Origin of the sequence: Beijerinckia indica subsp. indica ATCC 9039, from assembly GCF_000019845.1 — a bacterium.
GTDB lineage: Bacteria > Pseudomonadota > Alphaproteobacteria > Rhizobiales > Beijerinckiaceae > Beijerinckia > Beijerinckia indica.
This window is the reverse complement of sequence record NC_010581.1, coordinates 3,227,415-3,243,913: the sequence shown is the minus strand read 5'-3', so window position 1 is coordinate 3,243,913 and position 16,499 is coordinate 3,227,415. Positions and strand designations below refer to the sequence as shown.

At 59.6% G+C, this 16,499-nt stretch carries 13 protein-coding genes; 6 read left to right on the top strand and 7 right to left on the bottom strand.

All coding sequences use genetic code 11. The features are described from left to right. Positions 1–277 precede the first annotated feature (277 nt). From BIND_RS14340 to BIND_RS14315, 6 genes are all read left to right on the top strand, one after another. Positions 278–1,279: an AAA family ATPase gene (locus BIND_RS14340; RefSeq protein ID WP_012385764.1), complete on the top strand. Its 1,002-nt coding sequence runs from the start codon at positions 278–280 to the stop codon at positions 1,277–1,279. Between the two features lie 4 nt (positions 1,280–1,283). Then, positions 1,284–2,222, top strand: coding sequence for a DUF58 domain-containing protein (locus BIND_RS14335; protein ID WP_012385763.1), 939 nt, complete (start codon positions 1,284–1,286; stop codon positions 2,220–2,222). After that, on the top strand, positions 2,222–5,041 hold the full coding sequence (locus BIND_RS14330) for a DUF4159 domain-containing protein (protein WP_012385762.1): 2,820 nt from the start codon (positions 2,222–2,224) through the stop codon (positions 5,039–5,041). Before BIND_RS14335 ends, BIND_RS14330 begins: the two co-directional genes overlap by 1 nt. A 126-nt stretch (positions 5,042–5,167) precedes the next feature. Next, positions 5,168–6,163: a DUF1403 family protein gene (locus BIND_RS14325; protein WP_012385761.1), complete on the top strand. Its 996-nt coding sequence runs from the start codon at positions 5,168–5,170 to the stop codon at positions 6,161–6,163. A 2-nt stretch (positions 6,164–6,165) separates the two neighbouring features. Continuing rightward, entirely contained in the window at positions 6,166–6,837 is a 672-nt protein-coding gene (gene scpB / locus BIND_RS14320; protein ID WP_012385760.1) for an SMC-Scp complex subunit ScpB, read from the top strand. A 253-nt stretch (positions 6,838–7,090) separates the two neighbouring features. Further along, entirely contained in the window at positions 7,091–7,588 is a 498-nt protein-coding gene (locus BIND_RS14315) for a Spy/CpxP family protein refolding chaperone (protein ID WP_012385759.1), read from the top strand. Positions 7,589–7,773: 185 nt separating this feature from the next. Here the strand turns inward: BIND_RS14315 and BIND_RS14310 are convergent, their stop codons facing one another. The 7 genes from BIND_RS14310 to BIND_RS14280 form a co-directional block, all read right to left on the bottom strand. Continuing rightward, complete coding sequence (locus BIND_RS14310) at positions 7,774–9,141, bottom strand: carbohydrate porin (protein WP_012385758.1); 1,368 nt, start codon at positions 9,139–9,141, stop codon at positions 7,774–7,776. A gap of 259 nt (positions 9,142–9,400) precedes the next feature. Next, on the bottom strand, positions 9,401–10,330 hold the full coding sequence (locus tag BIND_RS14305) for an ABC transporter substrate-binding protein (protein WP_012385757.1): 930 nt from the start codon (positions 10,328–10,330) through the stop codon (positions 9,401–9,403). 313 nt (positions 10,331–10,643) lie between these two features. Then, a complete protein-coding gene (locus BIND_RS14300) occupies positions 10,644–11,453 on the bottom strand; it encodes an SDR family oxidoreductase (protein ID WP_012385756.1) in 810 nt (269 codons plus the stop codon). After that, positions 11,434–12,366: a myo-inosose-2 dehydratase gene (gene iolE / locus BIND_RS14295; protein ID WP_012385755.1), complete on the bottom strand. Its 933-nt coding sequence runs from the start codon at positions 12,364–12,366 to the stop codon at positions 11,434–11,436. Before iolE ends, BIND_RS14300 begins: the two co-directional genes overlap by 20 nt. A gap of 118 nt (positions 12,367–12,484) precedes the next feature. Then, a complete protein-coding gene (gene iolD / locus BIND_RS14290; RefSeq protein ID WP_012385754.1) occupies positions 12,485–14,326 on the bottom strand; it encodes a 3D-(3,5/4)-trihydroxycyclohexane-1,2-dione acylhydrolase (decyclizing) in 1,842 nt (613 codons plus the stop codon). A gap of 113 nt (positions 14,327–14,439) precedes the next feature. Beyond that, positions 14,440–15,375 carry a MurR/RpiR family transcriptional regulator gene (locus tag BIND_RS14285; RefSeq protein ID WP_012385753.1) on the bottom strand — a complete coding sequence of 312 codons (936 nt, stop codon included), beginning with the start codon at positions 15,373–15,375 and terminating at the stop codon, positions 14,440–14,442. Between the two features lie 246 nt (positions 15,376–15,621). After that, the gene (locus BIND_RS14280) at positions 15,622–16,362 is read right to left on the bottom strand and encodes a sulfite exporter TauE/SafE family protein (RefSeq protein WP_012385752.1); all 741 of its coding nucleotides are present in this window, start codon (positions 16,360–16,362) and stop codon (positions 15,622–15,624) included. Positions 16,363–16,499: the final 137 nt, after the last annotated feature.

Sequence of the window (16,499 nt, the reverse complement as noted above, 5' to 3'; positions counted from 1 at the left end):
TTTTCGCGGATTATATGAAGGATAATCTGGACTATCCTCCTCAGCCAGCCACCTGCTTGGCGAAAGCCATGTCTGGATTTTCGGGGTGTTCTTGATTTTCAGGGCGTTCAAGGGTTGAACTCGAAACAGAATGTGGTCATTTCCGCTGTGATAGTGAATTATATCGTCAATGGGATGGGTTCGCCCAGCGGGATGCTCCGTCAGGTTCGGCTGGAAACAATTCAACCATCATCAATCAAAGCTGGTTCTCCCTGGCCGGTTCGCGAAAGGCCCTATCATGCCGGAAGTGCTCACGACTTCGCTTGAAGACGCTTTGGTCCGCAATGCCGAAGCGACCCTGGAACGGATCGCGGCCGCGCGCAGTGCCATTGAGGCTATTATTTTCGGCCAGGAGCGTGTCGTCGAGGATGCGCTGGTGACTTTGTTTGCCGGTGGCCATGGCCTACTGGTCGGTGTCCCGGGTCTTGCCAAAACCAAGCTCGTGGAAACCTTGGGCACGGTTCTAGGACTTGAGGCGCGCCGCGTCCAATTCACCCCGGATCTCATGCCGGCTGATATTCTGGGGTCGGAAGTGCTGGAGGAAAGCGTCGACCACCGCCGCGTCTTCCGATTCATCAAGGGGCCGATCTTCACTCAATTGCTGATGGCCGATGAAATCAACCGGGCGAGCCCCCGCACGCAATCGGCCTTATTGCAGGCCATGCAGGAATATCATGTCTCGGTCGCTGGCGAACGGCATGACTTGCCGCAGCCTTTCCATGTTCTGGCGACGCAGAACCCGCTTGAACAGGAGGGTACTTACCCTTTGCCGGAGGCGCAACTCGATCGCTTTCTCATGCAGATCGACGTGGTCTATCCCGATCGTGATGCCGAACGGCGCATCCTGATCGAGACCACCGGCGAAGTGCAAGCGGCGCCCAGGCCCGCGATGAGCGTCGAGGATTTGCTGGCGACGCAACGTCTCGTGCGCCGCTTGCCAGTTGGCGAAACAGTGGTGGAGGCGATCCTCGACCTCGTGCGTTCGGCGCGACCCGGTGAAGGCCATGCCGAACTGACCAAACATATCGCCTGGGGACCAGGGCCGCGCGCCGCGCAGGCCTTGATGCTGGCCTCCCGCGCCCGCGCCTTGGTGACAGGACGTTTGTCGCCGTCCATCGAGGATGTGATCGCTCTCGCTCAACCGATCCTCAAACATCGCATGGCTTTGACTTTTACCGCGCGGGCCGAGGGGCTGACGGTGAGCGATGTGATCGGCAAATTGATCCAAAGGCTCTCCTGAACCCGTGCCGACCGCCTCGCTTCTCGATCCCGCCCTTCACGGTCTCGGTCCTAGCCAGCAAGACGAGGCTTTGCGCCTGGCTGCCCGCTTCCCTGGCCTGATCGTCGCGGCGCGCGATATTGCCGCGAGTGTCATGCATGGCGTGCATGGACGCCGCAGGCCCGGCACGGGCGAGACCTTTTGGCAATTTCGGCCCTTCACAGTGGGGGAATCGGCTGCCCGCATCGACTGGCGACGCTCCGCGCGCGACCAGAACCTCTATGTGCGCGAACGGGAATGGGAGGCCGCTCACACGATCTATCTCTGGGTCGATCGTAGTGCTTCCATGTATTTCCTTTCGAGCCTCGCCATGCAATCAAAAGTGGATCGCGCCTTGGTGCTGGGCCTTGCCGCAGCCGATCTTCTGGTGGCAGCGGGGGAGAGGGTGGCGCTGCTCGGCCTCACGCGGCCGCTGGCGACGCGCCAGATCGTCGAGCGTCTGGCCGAGGCCTGGCTTCTGGAGGAGAAAGCCCCTGATTATCGGCCTGCGGAATTGCCCGAGGCCATGTCTCTTCCGCGCGGCGCACAGGCTTTGCTAATTGGTGATTTCCTCTGCGACGTGGCGGATCTCGCCCGTGTCATCGAGCGGCTCAGCGCTCAAGGAGCGAATGGCCATCTCGTTATGATCGCCGATCCGATTGAGGAGACCTTCCCCTTCAAGGGGCATGCGGAATTGATCGATGTCGATTCGCCTGCACGTTTCCGCGTTGGACAGGCAGAGGATTTCGCGCAGGATTATCAGCACAGACTCGCCGCTCATCGCGACGCCATTGCTGCCCTGACCAGGGCGAAAGGCTGGAGCTTGTCCATCCATCGGACCGATCATCCAGCCTCAGAGGCTCTGCTCGCTTTGCGCATGCGTCTCGAGGCCGGCGGCATGGCCGTGACGGCAAGGGAGGGCTGATGTTCGGTTTGCCGCTCGCCTTTACGGTACCAGCCGTGACCTTGGCGCTCGCCGGGCTGCCCATCCTTTATTATCTGTTGCGGGCGACACCGCCCCGGCCCCAGCGGATTCCCTTCCCGCCTTTGCGCTTGATCCTCGACCTGCAACCGCGTGAGGAGACGCCGCATCATACGCCTTGGTGGCTTTTGCTCCTGCGGCTGACGATCGCGGCTCTCATCATTCTAGCGATGGCAGGGCCGTTGTGGAATCCGTTGCCGACGCTGGCGACTGAGAAAGGGCCACTCCTGATCGTGATCGACGATGGTTGGCCGGCCGCGCCGGGTTGGGAAAACCGGACGAGCGCCGCCATGCAGCATATTGATGCGTGGCGCGAGGAAGGGCGTCCGGTGGCGCTTGTGGCCACGTCGGAAGGCGGGCGCGAGATTATGGCCCTGGAGGCGGCGCGCGCGCTTGATCATTTACGGGCGGTCAGGCCGGTTCCCTATCAGCCGGATCATCTGCCTCTCCTCGAAGCCATCGAGCGTTTCGTGACGCATCAACAGCCTGCCGCCATCGTCTGGATCAGCGATGGGCTCGAGGAAGGCCACGCTCGCGATTTCGCTGAAAAACTCGCCAAGCTCGGCCCGAAACTTGTTGTCTTACGGGATCCGAAGCCGGTGCGTGCCTTGGCCGGCCCGCATAATAGCGGTGGCGGCCTCGATGTCCGGGTCTTGCGGTCTGCGGCCAAAGGAGAAGAAGGCGGTCTCGTGCGGGCGCGCGATGCTAAGGGGCTGACGATCGCCGAGGCGGGATTTCAGTGGAACGGAAATCTCGAGACCCATGCGCGTTTCGATCTGCCAATTGAATTGCGGAATGAAATTGCCCGCCTGGACATTGAGGGAGAGCCTTCCGCCGGTGCGGTCTCCTTGCTTGATGAGAGCAGCAAGCGTCGGCGTATCGGTGTCATCAGCGGCGAGACCGCCGATGTCTCGCAACCCCTGCTCGCGCCGAATTATTATCTGACCAAGGCGCTGGCGCCTTTCGCCGATGTGCGTGAGGTGCGGCCGGGGACGGCGGATCCGATCGCGACGCTTTTAAACGAGAACGTCGATGTCTTGATCCTGGCCGATATCGGCATGATGTCGGCCTCCGCGCATGAGCAATTGGTGCGTTTCGTCGAAAAAGGGGGCATTTTGCTCCGCTTCGCCGGGACGCGTCTTGCCGGAGCCTCCGATGATCTCGTGCCGGTGCGATTGCGGCGTGGGGGCAGGGTTTTGGGCGGCTCGCTCTCCTGGGATATTCCGAAACGGCTCGCACCCTTCGATCAGCAAAGCCCGTTCTTCGGCCTCGCCGTGCCGGAGGAAGTCACGGTGTCGCGACAGGTTTTGGCCGAGCCTGATGCCGGGCTTGCCGCGAAAACCTGGGCGCAATTGTCTGACGGCACGCCGCTTGTCACCGCCGCGCAGCGTGGCAAGGGGATGATCGTGCTGTTTCACATGACGGCGGATACAACATGGTCCAATCTGCCGCTTTCGGGCCTGTTTGTCGATATGTTGCGCAAGATTGTGGCGCTCTCGGGGGAGACGGGTCAGCGTGAGGGGGTGGAAGGGGAAATCGCCCCTGCCTTTGACACGCATCGGCCGGAGAGCCTGAGCCCTTGGCGCACGCTCGATGGATTTGGTGTTCTTGGCGCCCCTTCGCCGCTCGCGCGGCCCTTGCCCATTCCCTTCACCGGAACCGCCGATGCCGAACATCCACCGGGATTTTACGGCCCGCCGGAGGCTCTGTTCGCTGTCAATACATTGACGCCTACACAAACATTAGCGGCGATTCACCTGGAGGGCGTCGGATTGAACGAGCAGGAATTGCAGATCGGGCGGCCGGTGGATCTGCGCGTCTTCCTGGTATTTGCAGCCTTCATTCTCTGTTTGGCTGATGCGGTCTTTTCGCTGTGGCTCGCCGGTGGCCTGACGCGTTTTTCGCGCCGGCTCGCCGCAATGCTTGCGATCGGCTTTTGCACTGGCGTGCTGCTGTTACCACAAGATCGCCTTGAGGCGGCGCAACCCGCCGCCACCTCACGGGAAGCGATCAGTCAAAGGGATATTGAATCCGCGCTCACCACGCGTCTTGCCTATGTGCGCAGCGGCGATGCGAAGGTCGATGAAATCAGCCGGGCCGGGCTCATCAGCCTGTCCCGCGCGCTCGCATCGCGGACATCGATGGTGCCGGGCGAACCGATCGGCGTCGATCCGGCGCATGACGAACTGGCTTTCTATCCTCTGCTCTATTGGCCGATCGCCGCCAATGCCGCACAGCCTCCGCGCGAGGTTGCGGGCAAGCTTTCGGCCTTTATGAAACAGGGGGGCACCGTCCTCTTCGACACACGTGATGCCTTGACGGCTCGGCCCGATGGTCCTCCGACGCCTGAAGCCCTTTGGCTGCGCCGGCTTCTTGACGGAGTGGATGTGCCACAACTCGAACCCATACCGGCCGATCATGTGGTGACGAAGACTTTCTATCTTCTCGATGGTTTCGTCGGCCGCTACGAGACAGGCAGTACCTGGATCGAGGCTCTGCCGCCGCAGACGGAGAATGGCGATGCGCGGCCGGTGCGCTCGGGTGATGGCGTCTCGCCCATCGTCATTACCTCGAATGATCTCGCCGCGGGCTGGGCGGCCGATGCCTATGGTGACACGCTCTATGCTTTGATCCCCGGCGATCGCCGCCAGCATGAAATGGCATTACGTGGTGGTATCAATCTCGTGATGTATACGCTGACCGGCAACTACAAGGCGGATCAGGTGCATGTTCGCGATCTATTGGAACGCCTGGCGCATTGAGGGAATGAGTCATGATGTGGTGTTGATGATCGACCGGAAGCGCGCCGAGCGCTCGCCGAACCGCTCAACGCGGCGTTGAACGGTCTTTCCACATGACAAAGCGCCGTCTTGGCTTAAAATGGAGCCATGCCGCCCCGCCTTATTCTACCCCCGCTGCCGCCCGCTCCCGTCCTGCCACCCTGGCTGCAGGACACGCAGGAGCTTGAAAAGGCTGACCGAACGCCGTTACTTTCGGGGAGAGGGGAAGGGGCAGAGGCGCAAGCGTTTCGGGCTGGTGCCGTGCTGGGCTGCCTACAGCCGGTGGCGGGTTCCGCGTCGCCGATCGGGACCCTCTGGCGCCGCCGCCTTGCCGTACATGCCGCCGCAGTCCTTGTCCGGCAGATAGGCCGTCCGGAAACTGAACGCCAGTTGCGCGACGCCTGGGTGTTGCGCGCGCCGGATGCCGATCCCGGTCCGGCCGGCCGCTGGCTCGGTTGGGTGCGGGCGCTCGTCAGCCTTGATCCCACCCACCCCAAAAGCTGGTGGGACGCGTTTTGTGAGGGGCAGGGCGTTGCAAGGGAGCCCACTCTCAAAGCTCTGATGGAAGCCGGTGTCACTGCGGCAAAGAAACAGCCGACGCCGTTGCATGCGGCGGCCGCTTGCGCTGCGGCGGTCCTGGAGCATCGCGAGGCTGAAGAGGGCAGGACCTGGGTCCTGCCGGTCGAAGTTTTGGCTCTTTGGCTGACGGATGTAGTCCTTGCCCGATCCCTGGGATGGGTGGCGCCGGTGCCTCTGAGCCTGCTATCGGTATCCTGGGCTGCTGCGCGAAGCGCTGGTTGCGACAAGACCGCCTGGCTGACCCTGTGCAGCCGCCACATGGCGAGGGCAGGGGCCGAAGCCTTGGCTCTGTTCGCCACCCTGCACCAGGCGGGGGAACGCCTCTTCGCGGCGGCCCCCAGCTTGCGTATCAAGAAAATTGATCGGGCGATTCTGATGCTGCTCGAAGAGGATGCCGTGACTCCTCGCTTGCTGCAGCCGCATCTGAGCGATCGGGCCGGACGTCGGCTGTTCGATCATCTGGTCGCCCAAGGCGCCGTCCGCGAATTGTCGGGTCGTGCCGCTTTCCGGTTATATGGGCTGTGACCATGGCACGACGGTCTCGTTCCGATCCATCCTTCGAGCGCGAGCTCGAGGCTCTACCGCCCGCCTTGCGCTGGCGTGAATGGCTGCGGCGCGTCGAAGCGCTCCTCTTCGCCGCCGCCGAGCCAGTCTCGCGGGACGTGCTTGCCCAGGTAGTTGGCGCTGCCTGCGTGATCGAGGACCTCATCGCCGATCTGCGCGAGGATCTGCGAGGGCGCCCCTACGAGGTCGTGGCTGTCGCGGGCGGCTGGCAGCTGCGGACAAGACCGTCTCTGGCGCCGGTTTTGCGCGCGGCGGGGTTCTTGGCGGGACCGGATGGCGGCCCCAGCCAGAAGGATGCGACATTGCTCCTGGCGATCGGGCATTTCCAGCCGATCACTCGCGCGCGGCTGGGTGCTTTCTTCGGCCGTGAGATCAGCCGCGATACCTTGGCCTATCTCAAGGCCAAAGGCTGGCTCGGTGCAGGACCGCGCAGCCCCGAGCCGGGGGCACCGGTCACCTATGTTACGACGCAAGCCTTCCTGAGAGAGTTTGGCTTCAACAGTCTTGCCGATCTGCCAGGGCAGGACCTGTTTGCCGCCTATTGGACAGACGGAGAAGGAGAAGCAGACTTGGGGCCGTTGTTGCCTCAGCAAGAGGCGGAGATCGAGGAGAAAGGCACAGATTACGAAAAATGACTCGTTCCGATCTAAGCGCCGGGGCGGTGCTTCCGTGTCCGCCGGCTGGAAGGATTGGAGAGCCAGCAGAGTTGCGATAGCTGGAACTTTGGTTGTACCTAAAACTACGCTATTTCAATGCTTTATATATAAGTTGATCGATTGAAACAGCCCGCAACCGGTAGTAAGAAGTTGGTGCTGACCTATATCGTGCAGTGCTCCCAACGTGAGCCTCTTATGCGGCCCGGTGGGGGCTTCACTTTGGGAGGTTCGGATGTTGAAGAGGCTTGCAACTGGGTTGACTACGCTTCTCATTGCTGGAACTTCGCTCGCCTATGCTCAGCAGGCTGGCGCCCCGGCACAACAGAGCCAACAGCGCTTGAGCGCGGCCGATCGGACTGCCTTGACCGATGCGCGGATTGGAATTGTCAAGGCCGCACTGCAGCTGAAGCCCGACCAGGAAAAATATTGGCCTGCAGTAGAGAACGCCATCCGCGCCAGATCGGCGATGAGGGAACAACGTTCGGCGGCTTTGCAGGCGCGGCTTGAAAAGGGCGGCGAGCCTATAGAACTCATGCGTGCACGTGCTGACAACCTGACTCAAAGAGCAGACACACTCAGAAAGCTCGCCGACGCCTGGCAGCCGCTTTATGCCAGCCTCGACGACAACCAGAAACGGCGGATGCGCTTCCTGGTGTCGAATGTCCTTCATGAAGCGAAGGAAGGCGTCGAAAGTCGCCGGATGCAGGAAGAAGAGACCGAAGAGGAGTAGGTCTCGATTGACGCAATATTGGCGCTGAGCGATCCACCGGAGAACATTATCCATCCGGTGAAGACCGCCCGGACGATGAAAGTTTAGGAAGTGATCGTGTCCATTATAATGGACACGATCACTAATAGCGGATGGAGCACCCACTCGCCCTCTTGAAGCACTGGCGCATAACTGTCTTGGAAGCTTCAGAAATTAATGACAGTTTTCACACCGAGGATGGCCACATCCGGTTTGTTACAAACACCACCTGGGCAGTGAATCCATTGGAAGTTCGGACGCACATCGATGCCGTTATAGGCATGGAAGTTGTAGTAGATTTCCAAGGGATATTCGGCGCGTCGCACGACGGCTGAGCCAGGCACGAGGACATTGGACAGGATCGCGGCATTGGTCAGGCGCGAATTGACCTCCGTGCGGCCCCAGGCAATGGCGATTTCATCGCCCTGACGGTTCTCGAACGGTCCGTGATAGACGAGGCCGATGGTCTCTTGGTTGTTGAGCGTCGAGGTCGCCCGATCAAGCATCACCATGCTGCCGATCAGGCTCAGGCCCTGTTTGGGATGATCATCGGAAGGATGCGTGAGCTGCTGCGACATCTGGAAGCTCACGCCCCAGCGGCCACCCACCGGCAGATCGCTGAGCGGCACGAGATTCGGATAATTGAGGGCCACGACGTCCTGAGCCTGCTGCGAGCCATACCAGGCGGTGAATTGGTAGACACCGGGCAGACGGCCTCCATCAAAAGCCGGCAGCCAGCCGAATTCGATCGGCAGCAGGACCCCGTTGCCGCCGCTGAAATCGAAATTCACCCCATAGCTTTGTTTCAAGACGTTGGGGTTCATCTGATAGGCCGCCAGGGTGAAATAGGCTTCCGGCGCGTTGAAGCGCACCCGCGTGCCCCATTGGCCGATCGGATAATTGAAGAAATAATTGCCGGCGAGGCCGCGGCCCGGCGCCGAGCCGCAGAACGACAGGTTCATGAACACGCAAGGATATTGGGTGATGTCTTCACTCACCGCCATCTTGCCGATTTTCCAATCGATCACGCCATTGGCGAATTTCTGATCGTACCAGAATTGCGTCAGGCGCCAGATGTCACCGCGGCCATAGACTTCCTGCGGCTGGACCAGCATGTCGAGGCCGGCATCATGATTGAGATTGCGGCCCTCGCGCTTATCGAAGGTCATCTGGAAGATGGCACCCGGATCGCCGAATAATTTTTCCAGATCGAAGGTGACGCCGAGGTTCAACTGGCCGGCCTGGGCGATGCGGTTTTCCGCGCCGCCGGTCATGTTATAGGCGACTTCGCTAACCCAGACGAATTGGAAATCGATACCCTTGCGATAAAGATCGGAGCGCACCCCGCCCCAAGTCCCCAAGGCCCAGTCATGTTCCGGGACGGGAGGCGCGGGCGACACCGCCACTTGGGCTGGCGGCGCGACATCCGCGGCCCGTGCTGCCGTCCCGCCCTGCGTCAGTCCAAAACCCAAGGCCAAAATCCCCGCGATTCTCGTGGCCCGCAGAAGCTGCCGCCCTGCTTTTTTCGATGCCATTCTCACCCCCCTTGAGGCTTCATGCCGTCCATCCTGGTACGCGGATGATGTCAGCCGGATGAAGCCTTTCAATCCCCTGCCTCGTATCGAGAATCACAGATTCTCGAACCGTCACTTTTTAAACCGTATCCACTTGTCCTTATTGAACCGTGACGAGTCGCGCTTCAATAAGAATGGATACTGGAGCAACTGTTCCAGCTCTTTGAAACGCATCAACCGCAAAGAGGTCTCCCTTTTGCGGTTGATGTTGGTGCGCTGGTTAACGCTCGGCCCGCCAACCCTTGTATTCAGCGACATTCTCACGCGTGACCAGTTTCGGCGCGATGAGAATGACATCCTGCTCGGGCTTCTTGCCGTTCAGAAGATCATTGCCGAGATCAACGGCAAGCTGGGCAATCGCATAGGGATCTTGGCTGGCCGAGGCATGGATGCAGGTGTTCTTCGCCTTGAGAGCGACCTCGATATCAGGCGCGCCATCGACCGAAGTAATGATGAGATCGTTGCGATGGAGGCGCTGCGCGGCAAAATCAGAGCCAATCGCCTGCCGGTCATTGATCGTGAAGACCGCATCGATCTTCGCAAACTGGGAAAGATGGTCCTGCATGACATTCATGCCATGCCGATGCGATCCTTTGGCATTTTGATCGCTTGAAAGGACCGCGATCTCCGGAGCATTCGCAAGCGCCTTCTTGCAGCCCTCAACACGCTCGCGCACGGAAGACACCTGCGGACCGTTCTGAATGATGACATTGCCCTTGCCGCCGAGCTTGTCGACGATATATTGACAGGCGATTTCCCCCGCCTGCCGATTGTCCGTGGTGATGGTGATATCGGCGCCTTTGGCTGCTGTATCGACCGCGATGACGGGAATACCGGCGGCATGGGCCCGTTGGATCACCGGCTCCAGAGCCGCGGGATCGCCCGGATTGAGCAGGATCAAATCGACCCCCGAGGCAATGAGACTATCGATCTGTGTGGCCTGTTTGTTCAGATCATAATCGAAATCAAGCGTATTGATCTTGACATTCGGATTGATTTTCTGGGCACTCGCCGTAGCGCCCTTGGCCATGGCGACGAAATAGGGATTATCCATCGAGGCAAGCGAGAGGCCGATGGATTTGAGGTCTTTCGCCGATGCTTGAGCCGTCATGAGAGCCACCGCTGCGGCAGCCACCAACACCTTGTTCATGTTCATTTCCTCCCTTGCTTATTAACTCTCTCGCCACGTTCATGGGCAAAATGAGAAACGCTTTAAAAGCTCACGGAAATGACGGAGAGGATAACAATGTATTGGATAGGGCATTGTGGGACGCCCTATCCAGAATGAATCGCTATGGCCGTCGCTCTAGGACCAAGGGTCTTTTTATATTTGTGTGGAGTGGTTTGGAGATGTCTGGAACGCTCTCGGATCGAGAAACATAGATTCTCGACCCGTCACTTTTTAAACTTATCCACTTGTCCTCATTGAACCGCGACAAGCTGCGTTTCAATGAGGGTGGATACTAGAGTGGAGCGGTCGGGTTGGGGGCTGAATCGTAGGCGCCCCAAACAGACTGGTCGTAATTGATGACGCTTCCGGTCATGAGGCCGGATTCGTCACTGGAGAGAAAGGCAACCGCGCGCGCGACCTCGTCGGGATCGATCAGCCGGCCGAACGGCTGGGCGGCGGCGGCTTTTTCTAGCCAACCATCGCTTGCTCCATGATAGCTCTTCTGGATTTGATCCTCACCATCGGAAGCCATCCAGCCGATATTGAGTGCGTTGACACGGATACGGTTACGGAGCAGCGTATAAGCTGTATTCTCTGTCAATGTCGCGAGCGCGCCCTTGGAGCTGCAATAAGCAGCGATGAAGGGCTGCCCCGCCTTCGCCGACATGGAACAGATGTTGACGATGGTCCCTTCGGTGCCCTCACGCCGCATGAGCTTGATGGCTTCTTGCATGAGGAAGAAGGGACCTTTGACATTCACCGCGAAGATCTTGTCGAACAGTTCGGGCGACGTATCGATGATGGTGCCGCGATCGGTGGCTCCCGCAGCATTGACGAGTGCGTCGATCCGGCCGAATTTCGCATCCGCGCGTCTGACCACGGCAAGGCAATCGTCCACCTGACTGAGATCGGCAGGAACGAAGACCACGTCCGTCCCAGTCGTCGAGGAAATCTCCTTGGCCTTGGCTTCGCCCTTTTCCTTCGAGCGGCCACAAATGACGATTCCGGCCGCGCCACGTTCAGCGAATGTCCGGGCAATGGCGGCGCCAAGCCCCTGCGTGCCACCGGTGACGACAGCGATTTTACCCTGCAATGCGCTCATGCGTATTCTCTCCCTGGATCTTATAGCCAGCCTTTTGGAGCGCGGCCGACAAGGCGCGATAGCCGATGACAGCATATTCGGCAGGCGGGGCCTTGACCGGATCCTGTTCCGCCTCGACGATGAACCATCCCTGATAACCAACATCCGAGAGGCGTTGAGCCACAGCATTGAAGTCGATGGAGCCGTCTCCCGGCACGGTGAAGGCTCCGGCAAGCACGGCGTCAAGGAAGGAGTCGTGACTGCGGTCGAGACTTGAGATGACCTGATCTCGAACGTCTTTTGCGTGGACATGAATGATGCGGCGGCCGTGCTTTTCGATGACGCGCAGATGGTCGCCACCGGCAAAACGCATATGGCCTGTATCATAGAGCAGGCCCACAGCCTCGCCCGTGTGGCGCATGAGAAGGTCGAGGTCCTCCTCCGTCTCGATCCCGGTGCCCATGTGGTGATGGAAGCCGAGCGGCACCCCCTTTTCGGAGCAATATTCCGCAAAGCGTGTCAGGCGGTGGCCATAGGTACGGATCTGATCCTCGGCGAGGCGGCGGCGGGAATTGAGCGGAGCCGTGCGCTTGTTCTGGATGGTGCCCGCCGTCTCGCCATAGGCGAGGCAGGCGGCGCCAAGTTCACGGAAGAGTTGGAGCTGGCTCGCAGCCTTTTCCTTTTCTGCGGCAAGGTCGTCGGGGGCGTCGAGCACGGTGCCGGAATACCAGCCCGATGCGAGAGAGAGACCGAAGGCCGCGAGCTTTGGCCCAAGTTCTGCGGCCGTCTTCGGGAACTTGCCCCCCGTCTCGACGCCGGAAAAGCCGGCGGCGCGGCTTTCCCGCAGACAGGTTTCAAGGGATGTTTGTCCACCGAGTTCCGGCAGGTCGTCATTCGACCATGCGATGGGTGCGATACCTAGCTTGGCTATCATGTTCGCTCACAATCTTTGTGAAAGAAGGTTCATCGCGGCCGCGCGGCGCAAGCGGGCGCGATCGGTCCCGCCTGCAGGAACGGCCTCGGTGTCTGGTCGAAAAATGAGGAGGGAACGCTCAGACGCCGACGCGCTGGCGGGTCCGTCCTTCCTGCTGCTGTTGCGCGGCATTACTGACTTCCGCGCGGACACTCACTTGCGGCACGCCCACATCCCACCAGGCGTCGCCCGGGGTCCAGGTGAAGGCGTCGGAAACGATGGTAATGACGGTGGTGCGGTCGGTGGTCTTCGCCCATTCCACGGCCTGGCCGAGATCGGCGAGACTTTCCACCCGCCGCGTCAGAGCACCCATCGCTTCTGCATGTTTGTTGAAGTCCACCGCGAAGGGCTCCTTCACCCGACAATCCTTGAGGAGATTGTTGAAGGAGGCACCGCCCTTGGCGTTTTGCAGACGATTGATGACGGCATAACCGCCGTTGTCGCAGACGATGAGAATGATCTTGTGCCCTGACAGAACCGAGGAATAGATATCCGAATTCATCATCATGTATGTGCCATCGCCGATCATGACGATGGGTGTGCGTGTGGGATCGGCCATGGCGGCGCCCCAGCCAGCAGGGATTTCATAGCCCATGCAGGAAAAGCCGAATTCGCAATCGAATGTATTCGGCGCCTTCACACGCCAGTTCTTCATGACTTCGCCGGGTAGGCCGCCCGCCGCCGTGATCAGGAGATCATATTCGCCAGCCTTGGCGTTCACCACGCCGATGACCTGCGCATAAGTGGGAATTGGATCGTTGGTCGGCTTTTGGAAACCGTCGAGCGCCACATTCCATTTCGCGAATTCGATCTTTCCCTGTTCGGTCCAGGCGGTATCGGCCGTCCAGCCATCAAGGTTTTGATCGAGTTCCTTTACTGTTTCGAGCGCATCGCCGACTACAGCAAGCGCCCGATGTTTGGTCGCATCCCAGCGCGCCGTATTGACAGTGATGAATTTGGCGTCCTGCCGGAAAGACGACCAGGAGCCTGTCGTGAAATCCATGAGCCGCGTGCCGACAGCGAGAATCACATCCGCTTCCGCGGCCATGGCATTGGCCGATGTCGAGCCGACAATGCCGATCGGCCCGACATGAACGGGATGGTCATGCGAAACACTCCCCTTGCCGGCAATGGTTTCACACAGCGGAACGCCGTGTTTCGCGGCGAAAGCGGCGAGGGCATCTTCGGCGCCGGAATAACGTACACCGCCTCCTGAAATGATCAGCGGCCGCTGTGCATTCTTGAGAAGAGAGGCTGCTTCATCGAGGCGCCCACGATCCGGGCGCGGCCGTGGAATGTTATGCACCGTTTCCGCGAAAAAGGCTTCGGGATAGTCCCAAGCCATTTCCTGCACGTCCTGGGGGAGGGCGATGAAAGCCGGACCGCAATCGGCCGGATCGAGCATGGCAGCGACCGCCTGCGGCAAGGATGAGATGACCTGCTCGGGGTGGACGATACGGTCCCAGTAACGGGTGACCGCCTTGAAAGCATCATTGACGGTGATGGTCGGATTACCGAAATGCTCGACCTGCTGCATGACTGGATCTGGCCGGCGATTGACGAAAGTGTCGCCAGCGAGCAACAGCACCGGCAGGCGGTTCGTGTGGGCGACACCGGCGGCCGTCACCATGTTGAGAGCGCCGGGGCCAATGGAACTGGTCGCGACCATGATCTGCCGGCGCCGGACCGCCTTGGCAAAACCGATCGCTGCCAGCGCCATGGATTGCTCATTCTGGCCGCGCCAGGTCGGCAGCTTATCCTGAACAGCTTCCAGCGCTTCCGCGAGGCAAGTGACATTGCCGTGGCCAAAGATTGCGAAGACACCGGGAAAGAGCGGCACACGCTGGCCGTTAACGATGGTGAATTGATTGCAAAGATAACGAACCAGGGCCTGCGCCATGGTGCAGCGGACCATCGCCATACATTGTCCTCCCATATCCGTTGGCTCGTCCGAGCGCGGGTTTTGTAATTTTTATTGCGGGAAAAATTTATTTGCAAGTTTTTTTGCAAAAATTCAGCAAGCCGAAAGGCACACTATCCCCGCGTGCGCCGCATCTCATTGGCACCGCGATCGCGTGCGATTTCTGTCACGGTCGGAATACGCGGGGCCGTATCACGGTCGGGCTGCTGGGCGGCGGCTGTGGCGACCGCAATACACTGGACAAGACACATGGGGGCGGCAAGCGAGCGGGAAAATGTATATTCATCTTCCGGCACGGTGAAAAGCACACTTGCATTCTTGGCGAGCGGTGAAAGCTGGCTGTCGGTAATCGCGACAACGGGTGTTTCAGCGCCAACAGCGACATCGCAAATGGCGACGACCTCCTTGGCGTAATGGCGGAAGGCTATGGCTACCAGAACATCGCGGCACGTCATGGTCGTCGCCATTTCCTGCGCGAGCCCGCCGGCCGGGTCGAGAAAAATCACGCGGCGATGCAGCATCGTCAGCAGGTAGCGCAGGAACGAGGCAATCGGTTCCGATCGGAGCTGACCCGCGATGTAAATCGTATCGGCCTTGGTGAGTAGGTTCGCCGTCGTGGCCAGGGACTCTTCCGCTATGCCGTCGAGCAATCCTTGAAGCGCGGCAATGTCGCGCACGACCAAGTCTCGCAAAAAGCCAAGATTGCCGGAGCTCTCATTGCGCGACAACTCGCTTTCGAGGGCGCTGATGCGCTCGCGAAAGCCGGGTGCGGTGGTGACAAGCCGGGTCTGGAAGACCGCCTGCAATTCCTTGAAACCGGAATAACCAAAGCTCTGGGCAAAACGGACGAGACTTGAGGGATGCACACCGCATTTCTCGGCGATCGAATTGATCGATTCGAGAGCGATGACATTGGGATTATGGGTGAAAAACCGTGCGATCTGCTGGAAGCGGCTTGAGAGATTCGTATAGTTTTTTGTAATGAGGTTGACGATCCCCTCGTAATTTTTCGGGACTGCCGTTGAGGGATCGTCGGTTTTTTTTGCCATAGCTCTTATCCGGGCGTCGCCGCTTCATTTGGCGGCGCCGGATCGCGACGCCAATCTTTCCTGCGCGCATACGGCCGTTCCGCCTGCCCAGGTAGCGCTTGGAATACGGCGCCGCTTGCAAGTGCGCTGTTTCAAATTATAGAACAGTTCTTGCCAATAAAATAGACTGGCAATTTTTATTGTGCACACGGTATCGACGTCCCCTCTTTCGAGGGAGATGCGCTCTTTTCCGTTACGCCATCATCATCACCCCGTCATAAAGAAGCTTCGCTCCAACTGCCGCGAGAAGCGCATAAATGAAGCCGAAATAGCGTTCTTGGGGCACGACCTGGACGAGACGGACACCAGCCAGGGTTGAAAGCACCGCGATCGGGAAAAGAATGACTGACGTGGTGAGATTGCTGCTGCTGATCTGTCCGAGAGCCAAGAAGAAGGGAGCTTAATCCAGTTGACGATCGCGAAGAATGCCACCGCCGTCGCGGCAAAGGCGTCGCGAGGAAGGTTTTGGCGCAAAAGATAGATCATGAAGGGCGGGCCTCCGGCATTGGCGATCATGCTGGTGAAACCCGAGAGCACGCTCCAGAGACGCCCCGATTGCCGTCCCGCTTGTGCTTTCCTTGAGGAAGAACCGCGTTTGAGAAGCTGGCGTGTGGCTTCGGCGAGGGCCAGCACGCCAATGCCGGCCTCGACGGCCGCGTCGGAAATTGAGGCGGCAAACAGATAACCCGCGATGACACCGACCAGCGCGCCCGGCAAAAGCAGGCGCAATTGTTCATTGTCCCAGCGCCGCCAATAGGCAGCAAGGCTGACAACATCCTGGATCATGAGCACGGGCAGAATGATCGCCGTGGCTTGCATGGGGGAGATGGCAAGAGCGAGAATCGGCTGGGCAAGAACCGAAAGCCCTGTGAACCCTCCCTTGGACAAGCCGAGAAGGATCGTGGCGGGGGCTGCCGCCGCATAAAATGAGAGATCCTGTATAGCCATTGTTCCTCCTGAAAACCGCGCTTAGCCCCAGCGGGAGCATATGTCTTTGTGCGGAATTTCTGGAATTTTTATTGCGCTAAAAATTATTATGCAATAATGTTTGCTTAACGCCGGAACATGGCGTCACAAGAAACAAT

Coding starts and splice junctions, on each gene's coding strand:
- BIND_RS14340 (WP_012385764.1), top strand. CDS start 278: ATGCCGGAAGTGCTCACGACTTCGCTTGAAGACGCTTTGGTCCGCAAT.
- BIND_RS14330 (WP_012385762.1), top strand. CDS start 2,222: ATGTTCGGTTTGCCGCTCGCCTTTACGGTACCAGCCGTGACCTTGGCG.
- BIND_RS14325 (WP_012385761.1), top strand. CDS start 5,168: ATGCCGCCCCGCCTTATTCTACCCCCGCTGCCGCCCGCTCCCGTCCTG.
- scpB (WP_012385760.1), top strand. CDS start 6,166: ATGGCACGACGGTCTCGTTCCGATCCATCCTTCGAGCGCGAGCTCGAG.
- BIND_RS14315 (WP_012385759.1), top strand. CDS start 7,091: ATGTTGAAGAGGCTTGCAACTGGGTTGACTACGCTTCTCATTGCTGGA.
- BIND_RS14310 (WP_012385758.1), bottom strand. CDS start 9,141: ATGGCATCGAAAAAAGCAGGGCGGCAGCTTCTGCGGGCCACGAGAATC.
- BIND_RS14305 (WP_012385757.1), bottom strand. CDS start 10,330: ATGAACAAGGTGTTGGTGGCTGCCGCAGCGGTGGCTCTCATGACGGCT.
- BIND_RS14300 (WP_012385756.1), bottom strand. CDS start 11,453: ATGAGCGCATTGCAGGGTAAAATCGCTGTCGTCACCGGTGGCACGCAG.
- iolE (WP_012385755.1), bottom strand. CDS start 12,366: ATGATAGCCAAGCTAGGTATCGCACCCATCGCATGGTCGAATGACGAC.
- iolD (WP_012385754.1), bottom strand. CDS start 14,326: ATGGCGATGGTCCGCTGCACCATGGCGCAGGCCCTGGTTCGTTATCTT.
- BIND_RS14285 (WP_012385753.1), bottom strand. CDS start 15,375: ATGGCAAAAAAAACCGACGATCCCTCAACGGCAGTCCCGAAAAATTAC.
- BIND_RS14280 (WP_012385752.1), bottom strand. CDS start 16,362: ATGGCTATACAGGATCTCTCATTTTATGCGGCGGCAGCCCCCGCCACG.